We start from the raw sequence: 15,856 nt of genomic DNA, 5'->3' as shown, positions 1-15,856 counted from the left end.
GATAATGCCTGTGTAATCATTTGCGCCTACCATTTATAACTTACTTTAAATCACTAATAATCAAATAATTAACAAAATCACTATGTCATCAGTAGAGACAACTTACGTTCCTTATAAAGTTAAGGACATTACCCTTGCAGAATGGGGAAGAAAAGAAATCGGATTGGCTGAGGCTGAAATGCCTGGTTTAATGTCACTTCGTGCAGAGTTTGGTCCAACACAGCCATTGAAAGGTGCTCGTATTGCGGGATGTCTTCATATGACGATCCAAACTGCTGTTTTAATTGAAACGTTAACTGCCCTGGGTGCTGAAGTAACCTGGTCATCATGTAACATTTTCTCCACTCAGGATCATGCTGCTGCTGCTATTGCTGCTACAGGTGTTGCTGTTTATGCCTGGAAGGGTATGAATGAGGAAGAATTTGAATGGTGTATTGAGCAAACGCTTCATTTTGGTGAAGATCGTAAACCGCTAACATTGATTTTAGATGATGGTGGTGATTTGACCAATATGGTATTTGATAAGTTCCCTGAGTTGATTCCTGAAATTAAGGGATTGTCTGAAGAAACCACTACCGGTGTTCATCGTTTATACGAGCGCATGAAAAATGGCACTTTACATATTCCTGCTATCAATGTAAATGATTCTGTTACTAAATCAAAGTTTGATAATAAATACGGTTGCCGTGAGTCATTAGTTGACGCGATTCGTCGTGCTACTGATGTAATGATGGCTGGTAAAGTGGCTGTTGTTGCTGGTTACGGTGATGTAGGTAAGGGTTCTGCTGAGTCTTTACGTAGCGCTGGTGTTCGTGTAATTGTTACTGAAATTGACCCTATATGTGCGCTTCAGGCTGCGATGGAAGGTTTTGAAGTAAAGAAATTCAGCACTGCAGTTAAAGAAGCTGATATTGTAGTTACTTGTACTGGAAATTGCAATATCGTTCGTGCTGAGCATTTCAGATCGTTAAAGGACAAAGCGATTGTTTGTAACATTGGTCACTTTGATAATGAAATCGACATGGCTTGGTTAAATGGTAACTATGGCGATTCTAAAATTGAAATCAAACCTCAGGTTGATAAGTATACAATTGATGGTAAAGATGTGATTGTTCTTGCTGAAGGTCGCCTTGTAAACCTGGGTTGTGCAACTGGTCATCCTTCTTTCGTAATGTCAAATTCTTTTACTAATCAGACACTGGCTCAGCTTGAATTGTGGACAAACACTGCTGCATATGAAAACAAGGTTTATACCTTGCCTAAGTATTTAGATGAGAAAGTTGCCCGTCTTCACCTGGCTAAGATTGGTGTTGAATTGGATGTACTGGATCAGGAACAAGCTGAATATATCGGCGTTACTGTTGATGGTCCTTATAAAGCAGAAACATACAGATACTAATTGTCTGTTTTTAATTTTCAAAAAGATGCTTACTTCTGGTAAGCATCTTTACTCTTACTTATGGCTGAGTTTCCACATACCAAACTTTCTATAAACGTTAATAAGATCGCAACGCTGCGTAATTCGAGAGGTGGCAATAACCCCGATCTTGTTCAGACTGCCTTGAATTGTGAATCTTTTGGTGCAGAGGGCATCACTGTTCACCCAAGGCCTGATGAACGGCATATCCGGTATCAGGATGTTTTTGATTTAAAAGCGGCTATTGCTACCGAATTTAACATCGAAGGCAACTGTCAGGAAGAGAAGTTTATTCAGTTGGTATTGGCTAATAAGCCTACTCAGGTGACACTGGTTCCTGATGCGTTGGGACAGATTACTTCCAATCATGGATGGGATACGATTAAAAATCAGGATTATCTGAAAGATATTGTTGCAGTGTTTCAGGATGCGGGTATTCGTGTATCTCTTTTTGTCGATCCTGATCCTAGAATGGTAGAAGCGGCTGCAACAACAGGAACGGACCGGATTGAGTTATATACTGAATCTTATGCCAGCAACTATCGCCTAAACAAGGAATTGGCTATTACGCCTTATCTTCAGGCTGCTAAAGTGGCTCAACAAGCTTCTCTGGGTTTAAATGCTGGTCATGATCTCGATTTGCAAAACCTACGCTATTTTGCTCAAAATATCCCCGGATTACTTGAAGTGAGCATCGGTCACGCACTGATATGTGATGCACTGTATTTGGGACTTGAAGTTACCATTCAACGATATTTAGATCAATTGAAGGGGTAAACGGGTCGTTTTAAAGCGTATTTATACGTAAAATTTTAGTTAATTATAATATTCTTCTTTAATCAAGAGTTATTTCAGGATAATCCATTCTGATTCTCACCAAAGAATAGTCTTTATAAGTCTTTATGAACCTATTATTGTTTCCTTTCTTTTGATTTTTATATAATATAATAATGTGTGACTGCATTAATTAGGAATATATTCTGTTGATGGTAAAAATTCTTCCTCCCTCTTATAAAACCCATCCTATCTCTTAATTCACGCCATTTTCTTATCTTTGCATTGTCTTTTATCCTTCATTTTCATGAATTTAAATACTGATTTTAAAGAAAAATTTGAATCGCGTCATATAGCCCCTGATGGTACAGGAACAGCAGAAATGCTTGCTACAATTGGTGTTAACTCGCTGGATGAGCTTATTCAGCAGACTGTACCGGAACAGATCAGGCTTAAAGTCCCAATGAACCTTCCGGCACCTAAGAGCGAATTTGAGTATATCAATGATTTAAAGCGGACTGCATCAAAAAACAAAGTATTTAAGTCTTTTATAGGCAAAGGATATTACGATACAATCACCCCTCCTGTTATCCAAAGGAATATATTTGAAAACCCAGGATGGTATACTCAATACACGCCTTACCAGGCAGAGGTATCTCAGGGTCGCCTTCAGGCCTTATTGAATTTCCAAACCATGGTTGCTGACCTTACAGGTATGGAAATTGCCAATGCATCTTTACTTGATGAAGGTACTGCGGCAGCTGAAGCGATGTTTATGCAATATGGTTTACGTAAAAATCCACAGGCTAATATCTTCTTTGTCTCTGAAAATCTTTTTCCTCAAACCATAGATGTACTGAAGACCAGGTCTAAACCGTTTGGAATTGAGTTAGTGATTGGTAATCATGAAACTATTGAGCTGAGCGAGATGATGTTTGGTGCAATTGTTCAGTATCCTGCAGGAAATGGTTGTATTTATGACTACACTAACTTTGCTGCTGAGCTTCATGAACGGAATATTAAACTAACTGTAGTTGCTGATATCATGAGTTTAGCTATCCTGACTCCTCCGGGAGAATGGGGAGCTGATGTGGTAGTTGGTTCAACTCAACGTTTTGGTGTACCTATGGGCTTCGGTGGTCCGCATGCGGCATACTTTGCCACCAAGGATGTATATAAAAGAAGCATCCCTGGACGGATCATTGGTGTAACGATTGACAACACGGGCAACTATGCGCTCCGTATGGCTTTGCAAACCAGGGAACAGCATATCCGAAGAGATAAAGCATCATCCAATATTTGTACCGCTCAGGCTTTACTTGCTATCATGGCAGGAATGTATGCGGTATATCATGGCCCTACAGGAATTAAGAATATCGCGGTACGAATTCATAGTTTGGCTACACTGCTTGCAGCATCGCTTGAAAAACTGGATTATAAACAACTTAATATTTCCTTTTTCGACACTATACGTTTTGATCTGGGTCAGCTGAGTACTTCAATTCATGCTGAAGCGATTAATAATGAGTCTAACTTTTCCTACAATGGCTCTGAAGTAACCATTTCTATTGATGAAACAACATCTCTTGGGGATGTAAAAATGATCGTTAAGTTCTTTGCCAAAGTAAAAGGAAAACAGCTGAATGATGCAAATCCTGATCTTCTGAAAAAGGAGATTGTATCAGCTATTCCTTCTGCACTGGAAAGAAGTTCATCTTATCTCACTCATCCTATATTTAATTCACATCATGCAGAGCATGAGATGCTTCGCTATATCAAGTCATTAGAAGCAAAGGATCTTTCCTTATGTCATTCGATGATTCCTTTGGGATCATGTACAATGAAATTGAATGCGACTACCGAGATGCTTCCTGTAACCTGGGCAGAATTTAGTAAAATTCATCCCTTTGCTCCCACCGATCAGGTTGGTGGATATATGCAGGTAATTTCCGAATTAAATGAGTGGTTATGTGCGATTACCGGTTTTGCGGAAATGAGCCTTCAGCCTAATTCAGGCGCTCAGGGTGAATATTCGGGATTAATGGTGATCAGAGCTTACCATGCGGATAGAAATGAGAGTCACCGTAATATTGTGCTGATCCCAGCTTCTGCGCATGGAACTAACCCTGCTTCTGCTTCTATGGCAGGAATGAAAGTGGTGGTGGTTAAGTGTGATGAGAACGGAAATATAGATGTCGAAGATCTGAATGCCAAGGCCATTCAATATAAAGAGAATCTTTGCGCACTGATGGTTACTTATCCTTCTACTCATGGTGTTTTTGAAGAGGCTATTATTGAGATCTGTAGTATCATTCATCAGAATGGTGGCCAGGTTTATATGGATGGTGCAAATATGAACGCTCAGGTAGGACTTACTAGTCCCGCTACTATTGGTGCCGACGTTTGCCATCTGAATCTGCATAAAACCTTCTGTATTCCTCATGGTGGAGGTGGCCCCGGTGTGGGTCCAATTGGTGTAGCTAAACACCTTGTACCTTATTTACCCGGACACTCGGTAGTAAACATTAATAATGAGCATTCCATTTCAGCTGTATCATCAGCTCCCTGGGGATCGGCTTCAATCCTTCTTATATCTCATGCCTATATTGCGATGATGGGTACTGAAGGACTAACAAATGCAACAAGGTATGCGATATTAAACGCTAACTATGTTAAATCACGATTGGAAAATTATTACCCTGTTCTTTACTCCGGTAGCCAGGGAAGATGTGCTCATGAAATGATTTTAGATTGCAGGGCATTTAAGCATGATGGTGTTGAGGTGACTGATATAGCGAAACGATTGATGGACTATGGTTTTCATGCGCCAACGGTCTCCTTTCCTGTAGCTGGAACGTTGATGATTGAACCTACTGAATCAGAACCCAAACATGAGCTTGATCGTTTTTGTGATGCGATGATCGCTATTCGGGCTGAAGTGGATGAGGTTATGAATGGTGCTGATAAACACGATAACATCTTAAAAAATGCACCTCATACTGCGTCGGTTGTTACTGCTGATGTATGGGAGAAGGCATATAGTCGCCATAAAGCGGCATTTCCATTACCTTATGTAGCCGAACATAAATTTTGGCCAGCTGTAGGTAGAGTGAATGATACTCAAGGTGACAGAACATTAATCTGCTCATGTCCTCCTATTGAGGCTTATGCTGAACTTAGTGTTTAAAAAACTTTAATTTTAAATAAGCTGGTAATATAAAATGAAATGCCCCCATAAAGTTTCTAACTTTATGGGGGCATTTCATTTTATATTACCAGCTTATTTTATTAAACAGCTTGCTTTTCTTTCAATTTTCGTTCTGATTAAGAGCAAATACTTTACCAAGATTATCTGAATTACTGCAGCTTACGTGCATATCTTTGACATACCCGGTACTGATATCGACAACCCAACCATGGATTTCCAAATCAGTTCTTTCACGCCATGCATTTTGCACAATAGTAGTTTTACATAAATTGAATACTTGTTCAATTACGTTTAATTCTACCAGACGATTGGCGCGTGTTTTATCATCTGTAATTAGATCTAGTTCATGGGAATGAAGTCTGTAAACATCCTTTATATGTCTTAGCCAGTTATCAATCAAGCCAAACTGTCTATTGGTCATCGCTGCAGCCACTCCTCCGCATCCGTAATGGCCAGCTACAATAACATGTTTTACCTTTAATACATTCACTGCATAATCCAACACGCTAAGCATATTCATGTCTGAATGCACGCATACATTCGCTATATTACGGTGAACAAATATATCACCTGGTTTAGTGTTGGTAACCTGATTTGCAGGAACGCGACTATCTGAACAACCTATCCATAGTACATTTGGGTTCTGCCCGGCAGCCAATTTCTTAAAATAGTCGGGATCTTGTTTCAATTCATTTTCTACAAAGACTTTATTACCCTCAAGTAATTGCTCGTATGTGTATCTTTGTGTATTCTGTAGCTCATTATCTGATACTACTGCATTATTTTCTTTTGTCATGGTTTTTTAATTCTAGGGTTTAAAAATCAGATCTTTTAATTGTGGAATGTCATATTGTTTTTTGACATTAATGAGCCTTACAATTATTGCTTTTGAATAAGCAGAATGCTTGAAGTTGTGAATAACTTCGAGTACATCAGGATCGATATATCTGGAATTTGTTCCGTCAATAATAACGTCTGATTCCTTAGGTAAATTGTTTAAAGTATATGAGATTGCTGCTTTATTCAGGAAAGATACCTCCTCCGAAAGTTTAATATGGATTATTTTCTTATCCCCTTCCCTGCTTATGGTATAAAAATATGGATTGCGCATATTATTACGAAGAATATAAAAGATCCCGATAACCATCCCTATGGCTACGCCTTTAAGTAAATCGGTAAACACAACGGCTACGATAGTTACTATAAAAGGTATAAACTGAGACTTTCCCTCTTTCCACATTTTCTTAAAGAGGTGAACGTTTGCTAGTTTGTAACCAGTGAACAATAACACGGCTGCCAGACAAGACAGTGGGATACTGTTGATTATTCCGGGAATCAGAAGCAGCGATGCTAGCAACCAAATACCATGGAAAAAACTACTCATTTTGGTCTTACCTCCCGAATTTACATTTGCTGAAGAGCGAACGATTACTGCTGTAAGAGGCAATCCACCTATTAATCCAGATGCCATATTTCCTATTCCTTGGGCAATAAGTTCACGGTTGGTTGGAGACACCCTTTTATAGGGGTCAATTTTATCAACAGCTTCTAAACTTAGCAATGACTCTAAACTGGCCACTATTGCAATTGTAAAAGCCACTGTCCATACAAGAGGGTTAGTAATCTGACTAAAATCAGGTGTTACAAATAAGCTTGTAAATTGACCGAATGACTCAACAACGGGAACTCGCACCAGGTGTTCAGCTTGGATGGATAAAGAAGTTCCACTGAATACGATATTTAAAACGATCCCAACAATCACAACGATTAAAGGGGCGGGAATACTGTTTACCTTTTTTACCTTAGGCCAATAAATCAATACAGCTAAAGAAATAAGACTAATAATGACAGCACCATAGCTAATCCGGCTTAACGCCTCACTTAACGCAGAGAAGGTATTATTAGCCCCAGCTACAAAACTCTCATTACCTTCAAAATCATTATCATACCCTACTGCATGGGGAAGTTGTTTTAGAATAAGAATAATTCCGATAGCTGCTAGCATCCCTTCAATTACAGATGAAGGGAAATAGCTGGCAATTGTACCGGCTTTTACAAGACCTAATATTATCTGAATAATGCCTGCTAGCACTACGGCCAGCAAGAAAATGTCGAAACTTTGCAACTGGGCTATTGCAGTGAATACAATTACAGTTAGGCCAGCAGCCGGACCGCTCACGCTTAATTGAGATCCACTTACGGTAGAAACAATAATTCCACCTATAATACCGGTTAATAAACCGGCAAATAGTGGCGCTCCGGATGCAAGGGCAATACCCAAACACAAAGGCAATGCAACCAGAAAGACAACTAAGCTTGCGGGAAGGTCTTTTTTTAAATTTTTAGGCGATAAATATCTCGCAAAAATCTTTGATGCAGGCATAATTTGATCTGCTTAAGTTTAAGAAGGTAAATTTGTATTTATTAACAAAATTTATATCAGAATGGCTGATATAGGATAACTGCAAAAATTAAACGTTTGGAGGAGGGGTAGGTACAACAGGATAGAAGGACCTAATATGTTTATCATGATCAGATATCACAATAACAGGCATTAAAATCAATAAAGGATTTAATGGCGTAATGCTTAACGTGTGAAGATTTAAAAACTCTTTTATTGCGGAGTCCTTAACATCTACTGATTTAGGATGCTCTATCTCCAGTTGCATGATCACACTATTCACGCTTTTTGAATCAAGATGAGCAATAATCAGGGGTGCGATGGAAATCACCATCTTACTTAGAAAGATAGACAAGAAAAATATGCTGAAGAGTCTTTTGGCAAGTGCTTTTCTCATGTGTGTGATAACATCTACAGCAAAACTAACAAAATAGCTTTTAGTTTTATCGTTATCAACGAGGAAATTACACTTAAATTATATATGAAACTTAGATTCCTAGTTCAACCTGAAATAAGGCACCCCAATAATTATTCGTATTGTGGATGTTCCAATCACCTTCTTCCGTATTATAATTTAAGTTAAATTGTGCTTTGATACGATGATTTCTAAAGTATTTAGATAAACCTGCTTCGGCCACTTCCTTTCTATTTTCATATATAGAGGTTTGATGTTCAGGCTGAACAATGGAATACCGGAATGCGGTTTCAATATTATTTTTAAACAAGTAGGAGACCTGATTATTATTTCCCCAACCTGCATATACATACCTAACATCATTTGCTGTATTGAAGGTAAGGGGGTTAACTGATCTGCGTTTAAGAAATTCAGATTGGTAGGCCCAGCCATTATATTTGAAGATTATATCGAATATTGCCGTTCCCATATCCCTTTGAGCATATAATTCTTTGCCTAACTGGCCACCGGTACGATTTGTTTTTACATTATAACTGTACCCTCCTCCTATTGCTAGTTTGGGAGTTTCCTCTCTTTCCAAGTCACCCTCAGAATAGTCACCATCATTTTTAAACAGGCCCAAAGGAAGAATCTCTACTCTTCCGGTGTAAGCCAATCCATTGTCTGTGCCATTTACACTACGGCCTTCGCCTGTTGTAATTGCCGCTTTGACACGGTAAGGCATATCGGCAATCGTATTGTTGTAATAGGCCTTAAGGCCGAAATCACGATCGACTGTAAAGATCCCATTCACTATTGATCGGTCAACAAACTGTAGCTGTCCTGATGAATTCACCCTCTGTCTGTTTCCGGGAAGCTTATTCTGCCCGAAAGCGATATAGAATTTATCAGTAAAGTGATAAAAGACCACGGCATCACGAACAATATTAGCAATCCCGGTATTGTCAAAGTCCTGATCACTTCTTGTGAATGCAAGTTGAATACTATAACCAATTTTAGGACTCAGCACATAGCCGTCTACCCGTAGGCGGAGGCGCCTTACCCGTGCATCCCACTCTGAGATACCCAAATCATCGCCACCTTTTGTATAAAAACCCATTCTGTTTTGCATTCTAAAACGAAAGTTGGCATAGAAAGAGGAATCTTTGGTTACTACTTCTAACCCTTTCATTTTGAAAAGCATTGGACGTTCATCCACTTCACCTTGGGCAAGGACACTATGGGTAATAAATAAAAATAAAAAGGATAAGAAGGTATGCTTAATCTGTGGCATTATTAGTTAATCTTAAAAAAGTAAAACTATTAAGATTACTTAACATTATCAGACTAAATGTTAAATTCATGTTAAGCAATTAATCCTATCTGTATTACGGTTAAAAATAGAATTAGCTGGCATATAACTAGAGTGCAATTCCTCTTCACTTTCTACCCAGCTTCTCCGCAGCTTCTCCACAAGGATATGACTTAAGTGGGGATAGGGTGAAATTTAAATCTTCTATTTTTATGCATTAGTTAACAGGAATAACCTTTTCTTTTATCTTTTCTTCTGTCTATACCGCAGAACAGGAATTTTTTAAATTAATTCCCAGTTGTCTTAATATAGTGTTGACTCTAAAAATTGTAATTTTGCAATGAAAAAATTGATGGATGGCGAAGATTAGCGGAAAAGCATATGATATAAATTTATTAAAAAGGATATACCTCTATATCAAACCTTACCATAAGATGTTCGTATGGTGTGTGGTGTTAACTGTACTTCTGGCCATAGTGGCTCCACTCCGCCCCTTTCTTATTCAATATACACTCGATCATTATGTATTTGAAAATGATTTTCAGGGATTAGTTTTCATGACTATTATACTGATCGTTCTGCTCATTTTGCAAACGATTATTCAATATTTTCATACTTATTTAACCAACGTACTTGGACAGTCTACTATCCGCGATTTAAGGATTCATGTATTTAATCATATCACCAAACTTAAACTTCGTTTTTTTGACCGTACTCCTATCGGGCAACTGATCACACGTACTGTTTCTGACCTGGAAACCATTGCTGATATATTTTCGGAAGGACTGATTGTCATTGTTGGAGATATCCTGCAAGTATTTGCCATCATTGGAGTAATGCTTTACGTGGACTGGAAACTGACCCTCATTGTATTGGCCCCGATGCCTTTGCTGATGTTAGCTACTTATGTATTTAAAGAAGCTATAAAATCGGCTTTTCAGGATGTCCGCAGTCAGGTAAGTAACTTGAATACCTTTTTGCAGGAACATATTACCGGGATGAGCATTATAAAATATTTTGCCCGTGAAAACCAGGAGATGCACAAGTTTAAGAAGATTAACGCTAAACACAGAGATGCAAACATCAGGTCAAACTGGTATTATTCCATATTTTTTCCTGTTGTAGAAGTGATATCGTCACTTTCCATTGGTTTGCTGGTATGGTATGGATCGAAGTCTATTATAGAAAACAACCTGTCTCCGGGTGTGATCGTTTCTTTTATCATGTATATTAATTTATTGTACCGACCCATACGTGAATTGGCAGATAAATTTAACACTCTTCAAATGGGTATGGTTGGAGCCGAACGTGTATTTACTTTGTTGGACAGCAAGGAGGAGGAAGTAAATACAGGCGACTACAGTCCGGAGATTTTTACCGGGTCTATATCCTTTGAGCATGTCTGGTTTGCCTATACCGAAGAGAAATGGGTTCTGAAAGATGTCAGTTTTAAAGTAAAACCAGGCGAAACGTTAGCTATTGTGGGTGCTACCGGCGCAGGCAAATCGTCCATTATTAATATACTGAATAGGTTTTATAGCATAGGAAAAGGAAGTATTAAAATTGATGACCATGATATCAGAGATTACTCCTTACCTTATCTCCGTTCAAAAATAGCCACTGTTATTCAGGATGTTTTCCTTTTTACGGATACGATTGAAAATAACATTACTTTGGGAGACCCCAATATCCAGAAAGCAGATGTAATTGAAGCTGCTAAAGAGGCAGGAGCCCATGAATTCATTGAGCGACTACCTGGTGGGTATGATTATAACGTAATGGAACGGGGTTCCACGCTTTCTGCCGGTCAGGCGCAGCTCATCTCTTTTATCCGTGCTTTAATTTACAATCCTAAAATTCTGGTTTTAGATGAAGCAACATCATCAGTAGATACAGAAACCGAGTTACTAATTCAATCTACACTACAGCGGCTTGTGAAAGGTCGTACCTCTATTGTGATTGCGCATAGGCTGTCTACGGTGCAGAATGCCGATAAAATCATTGTGCTTGATCAGGGAGAGATTCAGGAAATCGGGTCCCATCAGGAACTTTTACAGCTCAATGGATTCTACAAACGGTTGTTCGATCTGCAGTTTAATTCGGCCGGAATTGAAAAATCTACGGTAAGCTGACAAAAAGGTTTGGCTTATTAAGCTAATCTCTTAGTTTTGCATATCTTAAAATCCGACCAATGAGTGTATTAGTTAATAAGAATTCCAAAGTTATTGTTCAGGGCTTCACCGGAAATGAAGGTACTTATCATGCGACCCAAATGATTGAGTACGGAACACAGGTTGTAGGTGGTGTTACTCCAGGAAAAGGAGGACAAACCCATCTGGACCGACCTGTATTCAACACTGTTAAAGAGGCAGTTGAAAAGACTGGTGCTGATGTATCTATCATATTTGTGCCTCCTGCTTTTGCAGGCGACGCTATTTTAGAAGCAGCTGAAGCAGGTATTAAAGTTATCGTTTGTATAACGGAAGGTATTCCTACGAAAGATATGATCCTTGTTAAGGAATATATATCGGGTAAAGATTGTCGCCTTATTGGTCCAAACTGCCCGGGAATAATAACAGCTGACGAAGCAAAGATTGGTATTATGCCAGGATTTATCTTCAAAAAAGGCTCAATTGGCATTGTTTCTAAATCAGGGACATTGACTTATGAAGCAGTAGATCAGGTTGTCAAATCAGGATTAGGGATCACCACTGCTATTGGTATTGGTGGAGATCCGATCATAGGTACACCGACTGTTGAAGCGGTTAAACTGCTCATGGAAGATCCGGAAACAAAAGGAATCGTCATGATTGGTGAAATTGGTGGCGGAATGGAAGCTGAAGCGGCTCTGTGGATTAAAGAAAATGGCACTAAACCTGTTGTTGGGTTCATTGCTGGTCAGACTGCCCCTGCGGGACGTAGAATGGGCCATGCGGGTGCAATAGTAGGTGGTGCTGATGATACAGCTGCTGCTAAAATGCGTATTATGACAGAATGTGGGATCCGCGTAGTGGAATCACCTGCTGAAATAGGTGCTGCAATGGCTGAAGAACTAGCTAAGCTAGGCTAAGGTAATTTTTCAATAGCTGGATAATAATCTTCAATTAGCTATATAATATAAAAGTCCCAGTCAATTGACCGGGACTTTTATATTATTGAATTAACTGAAGATTCTAAACCTCTTATTTCATCCTTATGATATTCAGCGCAGCACCAGCTTTAAACCATTCAATCTGTTGTTGATTGTAGGTATGGTTAACAGCAAAAGACTCAGACTTTCCATCACCATGGTGAAGTACAACATGAAGTTGTTTTTCAGGAGCAAAAGAAGTCAATCCCTCAATGTCAATTACATCATTTTCCTGAACCTTATTATAATCTGCAGGGTCATCAAACGTGATACCCAGCATTCCTTGTTTTTTAAGATTTGTTTCGTGGATTCGGGCAAAAGATTTAACCAATATAACCCGAACTCCTAAATGACGGGGCTCCATAGCAGCGTGTTCACGTGAAGATCCCTCTCCATAGTTTTCATCACCAACTACAATTGTTCCAATACCTGCTGCTTTATAAGCACGTTGAGTAGCTGGAACAGGACCATATACGCCAGTCAGTTGATTCTTGACTGAATCGGTTTGATCTGTATAGTAATTCATCGCACCGATCAACATATTATTAGAAATATTGTCAATGTGTCCTCTGAATTTCAACCAAGGTCCTGCCATAGAGATATGGTCGGTAGTACACTTGCCTTTTGCTTTAATTAATAATTTCAGCCCTTTAAGATCAACGCCTTCCCAAGCAGGGAAAGGTGCAAGAAGTTGCAGTCTGCTGGATTTTTCATCAACAAGTACTTCAACAGCAGTACCATCTTCAGCTGGTTCCTGGTAACCTGCATCTTCCACTGCAAATCCCTTAATTGGCATTTCTATACCTTGAGGTTCTTCCAGTTTAACTGATTCACCATTTTCATTAATCAGAAAATCTGTTAGCGGATTAAATGTCAGGTCTCCCGCAATAGCCAAAGCTGTTACGATTTCAGGAGATGCTACAAAAGCATGTGTATTGGGATTACCATCATTTCGTTTGGCGAAGTTCCTGTTAAATGAGGTTATAATGGAGTTTCTGCGGGTAGGATCATCAGTATGACGAGCCCATTGACCTATACAAGGACCACATGCATTGGCTAATACTACACCGCCAATCTTTTCAAATGTATCCAGATAACCATCGCGCTCTACGGTATATCTCACTAATTCCGATCCAGGAGTTACTGTATATTCTGCTTTTGCAATCAGGTGTTTGTCTACCGCTTGTTGAGCTAGAGATGCTGCCCTTGTAATATCTTCGTAAGAAGAGTTGGTACAAGAACCGATCAAACCAACTTCAAGTTTTGCCGGCCAGTTATGTTCTTTAACTGCTGCTGCAAACTGAGAAATAGGCCATGCTAAATCGGGAGTAAAAGGGCCGTTAATATGAGGTTCAAGTGTGTCGAGGTCAATTTCTATTACCTGATCGAAATAAAGCTCAGGGTTAGCATACACTTCATCATCACCTGTTAAATGGGCGCTTACCTGGTTAGCAAGATCGGCAATTTCTGCCCTTCCTGTTCCGCGCAGATAAATTTCCGCTTTTTTATCGTATCCAAAAACAGATGTTGTAGCACCAATTTCAGCTCCCATATTGCAGATGGTCGCTTTACCGGTTGCAGACAAAGAACGTGCTCCTTCTCCAAAGTATTCAACGATACAACCTGTACCGCCTTTAACGGTTAACACACCAGCAACTTTCAGGATAACATCTTTAGCAGATGCCCAGCCTGACAACTTACCGGTTAATTTAACACCGATCAGTTTAGGGAACTTAAGCTCCCAGGCGAAGCCAGCCATAACATCACAAGCATCAGCACCACCAACACCTATAGCAATCATGCCTAATCCACCTGCATTAGGGGTATGCGAATCAGTACCAATCATCAATCCACCAGGGAAAGCGTAGTTTTCTAATACTACCTGATGAATGATCCCTGCTCCTGGCTTCCAAAAACCAAGTCCATATTTATTACATACCGAAGAAAGGAAGTCGTAAACTTCTTTGTTCGTATTGTTCGCAATTTCTAAATCTTCTGTAGCTCCTATTTTTGCCTGGATCAAATGGTCGCAGTGCACAGTAGAAGGAACTGCAACCTGAGGCCTGCCAGCTTGCATAAATTGCAACAAAGCCATTTGAGCAGTTGCGTCTTGCATGGCTACACGGTCAGGTGCAAAATCCACGTAAGAGGTACCGCGACCGTAAGCTTCTTCGGCATTACCACTCCATAGATGCGAATAAAGAATTTTTTCTGTTAGGGTAAGGGGTTTTCCAACAACTTTTTTGGCAGCTTCAATACGGCTTTCCAAATTGCTGTAAACCTTCTGGATCATTTCTATATCAAATGCCATTGTGAGTTTATTATTAAGGGGTTTACATTTAAAACTCAACTCCATTGAGTTGAGCTCTTGCGAAATTACAAAAAATGGATGACAGGTCACCCATCCAGATAGGACAATTATTATTTGGAAAAGTTCTTGTTAACAGAAATATTTAGAGCTGATTCTTTGGATTATACGGCAATAAGTGTTCCTTTTAGAGTTTTTTAAATTGGTACCTCAATAGAAACAACCCAGTTAGCATGTCCATACTGCCATTATTTTAGAGCTTTTCAAATTGATACCCTTTTTGGGACCAATATTCAAGTGCTCGGGGGAGTACATATTGCAGTCGCTCCAAAGCTTTCAAACTATCATGAAAAACAATAATAGATCCCGGTCGGGTAGCGTGTAGCACTCTTTTGAGGCAGGTTTCGGGACTTAGGTTCTCGTCAAAATCACCCGTTAGGATATCCCACATCACAATGTTTAAATCCGGATATTCTTTTTTCAATAGTTCAATCTGCGACCTTTTTATCTTCCCATAAGGAGGCCTGAACAGGTTAGATTTCACTAATAGGTTGCATTTCTTTATATTTTGGAGATACACCTCATCATCTGTGATCCAGCCCTTTAAATGACTAAAGGTATGATTTCCGATACTATATCCTTCATCAAGCAACTGCTGAAATACTTCAGGATGCTTACGTATATTATCACCTATACAGAAAAACGTAGCAGGAGCTTTATATAATTTTAGCGTTTTTATAACAAAAGGTGTAACAATGGGAATAGGACCATCGTCAAAGGTGATATATATTTTATTTGAATCGTTTAACTTCCTCCACATTAGAGAAGGATAGATTAATCTTAGCCAGGCAGGAGTTTTAACGAGATACATATTATGTTAGGATACGTGCAATACTACAAATTTATTAGTTG

General features: G+C 39.2%; 11 protein-coding genes. 5 read left to right on the top strand and 6 right to left on the bottom strand.

Translation table 11 applies throughout. The features are described 5' to 3' along the window. Positions 1-82: 82 nt before the first annotated feature. The 3 genes from ahcY (at position 83) to gcvP (ending at position 5,378) form a co-directional block, all read left to right on the top strand. On the top strand, positions 83-1,399 hold the full coding sequence (ahcY, locus tag BFL47_RS07560) for an adenosylhomocysteinase (protein ID WP_069659200.1): 1,317 nt from the start codon (positions 83-85) through the stop codon (positions 1,397-1,399). A 60-nt stretch (positions 1,400-1,459) separates the two neighbouring features. Continuing rightward, entirely contained in the window at positions 1,460-2,194 is a 735-nt protein-coding gene (locus BFL47_RS07555; RefSeq protein ID WP_069659199.1) for a pyridoxine 5'-phosphate synthase, read from the top strand. A 304-nt stretch (positions 2,195-2,498) separates the two neighbouring features. Beyond that, positions 2,499-5,378 carry an aminomethyl-transferring glycine dehydrogenase gene (gene gcvP, locus BFL47_RS07550; protein ID WP_069659198.1) on the top strand — a complete coding sequence of 960 codons (2,880 nt, stop codon included), beginning with the start codon at positions 2,499-2,501 and terminating at the stop codon, positions 5,376-5,378. A 121-nt stretch (positions 5,379-5,499) separates the two neighbouring features. On the opposite strand, the gene BFL47_RS07545 is transcribed toward gcvP, so the two are convergent. The 4 genes from BFL47_RS07545 to BFL47_RS07530 form a co-directional block, all read right to left on the bottom strand. Next, on the bottom strand, positions 5,500-6,195 hold the full coding sequence (locus tag BFL47_RS07545) for a carbonic anhydrase (RefSeq protein WP_069659197.1): 696 nt from the start codon (positions 6,193-6,195) through the stop codon (positions 5,500-5,502). A 12-nt stretch (positions 6,196-6,207) separates the two neighbouring features. Beyond that, entirely contained in the window at positions 6,208-7,782 is a 1,575-nt protein-coding gene (locus tag BFL47_RS07540) for a SulP family inorganic anion transporter (RefSeq protein ID WP_069659196.1), read from the bottom strand. A gap of 88 nt (positions 7,783-7,870) precedes the next feature. After that, a complete protein-coding gene (locus tag BFL47_RS07535; protein WP_069659195.1) occupies positions 7,871-8,197 on the bottom strand; it encodes a hypothetical protein in 327 nt (108 codons plus the stop codon). 91 nt (positions 8,198-8,288) lie between these two features. After that, positions 8,289-9,488: a porin gene (locus tag BFL47_RS07530; RefSeq protein ID WP_069659194.1), complete on the bottom strand. Its 1,200-nt coding sequence runs from the start codon at positions 9,486-9,488 to the stop codon at positions 8,289-8,291. Between the two features lie 374 nt (positions 9,489-9,862). Here BFL47_RS07530 and BFL47_RS07525 point away from each other — a divergent pair, with 374 nt between their 5' ends. Further along, entirely contained in the window at positions 9,863-11,638 is a 1,776-nt protein-coding gene (locus tag BFL47_RS07525) for an ABC transporter ATP-binding protein (RefSeq protein WP_069659193.1), read from the top strand. Positions 11,639-11,697: 59 nt separating this feature from the next. Next, positions 11,698-12,576, top strand: a complete 879-nt coding sequence (gene sucD / locus BFL47_RS07520) for a succinate--CoA ligase subunit alpha (RefSeq protein WP_069659192.1) — start codon at positions 11,698-11,700, stop codon at positions 12,574-12,576. Positions 12,577-12,688: 112 nt separating this feature from the next. Here the strand turns inward: sucD and BFL47_RS07515 are convergent, their stop codons facing one another. Further along, a complete protein-coding gene (locus tag BFL47_RS07515) occupies positions 12,689-14,947 on the bottom strand; it encodes an aconitate hydratase (RefSeq protein ID WP_069659191.1) in 2,259 nt (752 codons plus the stop codon). Between the two features lie 250 nt (positions 14,948-15,197). After that, positions 15,198-15,815, bottom strand: coding sequence for a polysaccharide deacetylase family protein (locus BFL47_RS07510; protein WP_069659190.1), 618 nt, complete (start codon positions 15,813-15,815; stop codon positions 15,198-15,200). Positions 15,816-15,856 lie beyond the last annotated feature (41 nt).

The sequence above is a fragment of the Arcticibacter eurypsychrophilus genome, from assembly GCF_001730525.1.
Classification (GTDB): domain Bacteria; phylum Bacteroidota; class Bacteroidia; order Sphingobacteriales; family Sphingobacteriaceae; genus Arcticibacter; species Arcticibacter eurypsychrophilus.
This window is presented reverse-complemented; position numbering and strand designations above follow the sequence as displayed.

Bases quoted from the DNA above. Each gene is read 5' to 3' on its own strand.
- BFL47_RS07535 (WP_069659195.1), bottom strand. From the start codon at position 8,197: ATGAGAAAAGCACTTGCCAAAAGACTCTTCAGCATATTTTTCTTGTCT.
- BFL47_RS07545 (WP_069659197.1), bottom strand. From the start codon at position 6,195: ATGACAAAAGAAAATAATGCAGTAGTATCAGATAATGAGCTACAGAAT.
- gcvP (WP_069659198.1), top strand. From the start codon at position 2,499: ATGAATTTAAATACTGATTTTAAAGAAAAATTTGAATCGCGTCATATA.
- ahcY (WP_069659200.1), top strand. From the start codon at position 83: ATGTCATCAGTAGAGACAACTTACGTTCCTTATAAAGTTAAGGACATT.
- BFL47_RS07510 (WP_069659190.1), bottom strand. From the start codon at position 15,815: ATGTATCTCGTTAAAACTCCTGCCTGGCTAAGATTAATCTATCCTTCT.
- BFL47_RS07540 (WP_069659196.1), bottom strand. From the start codon at position 7,782: ATGCCTGCATCAAAGATTTTTGCGAGATATTTATCGCCTAAAAATTTA.
- BFL47_RS07525 (WP_069659193.1), top strand. From the start codon at position 9,863: ATGGCGAAGATTAGCGGAAAAGCATATGATATAAATTTATTAAAAAGG.
- sucD (WP_069659192.1), top strand. From the start codon at position 11,698: ATGAGTGTATTAGTTAATAAGAATTCCAAAGTTATTGTTCAGGGCTTC.
- BFL47_RS07515 (WP_069659191.1), bottom strand. From the start codon at position 14,947: ATGGCATTTGATATAGAAATGATCCAGAAGGTTTACAGCAATTTGGAA.
- BFL47_RS07555 (WP_069659199.1), top strand. From the start codon at position 1,460: ATGGCTGAGTTTCCACATACCAAACTTTCTATAAACGTTAATAAGATC.
- BFL47_RS07530 (WP_069659194.1), bottom strand. From the start codon at position 9,488: ATGCCACAGATTAAGCATACCTTCTTATCCTTTTTATTTTTATTTATT.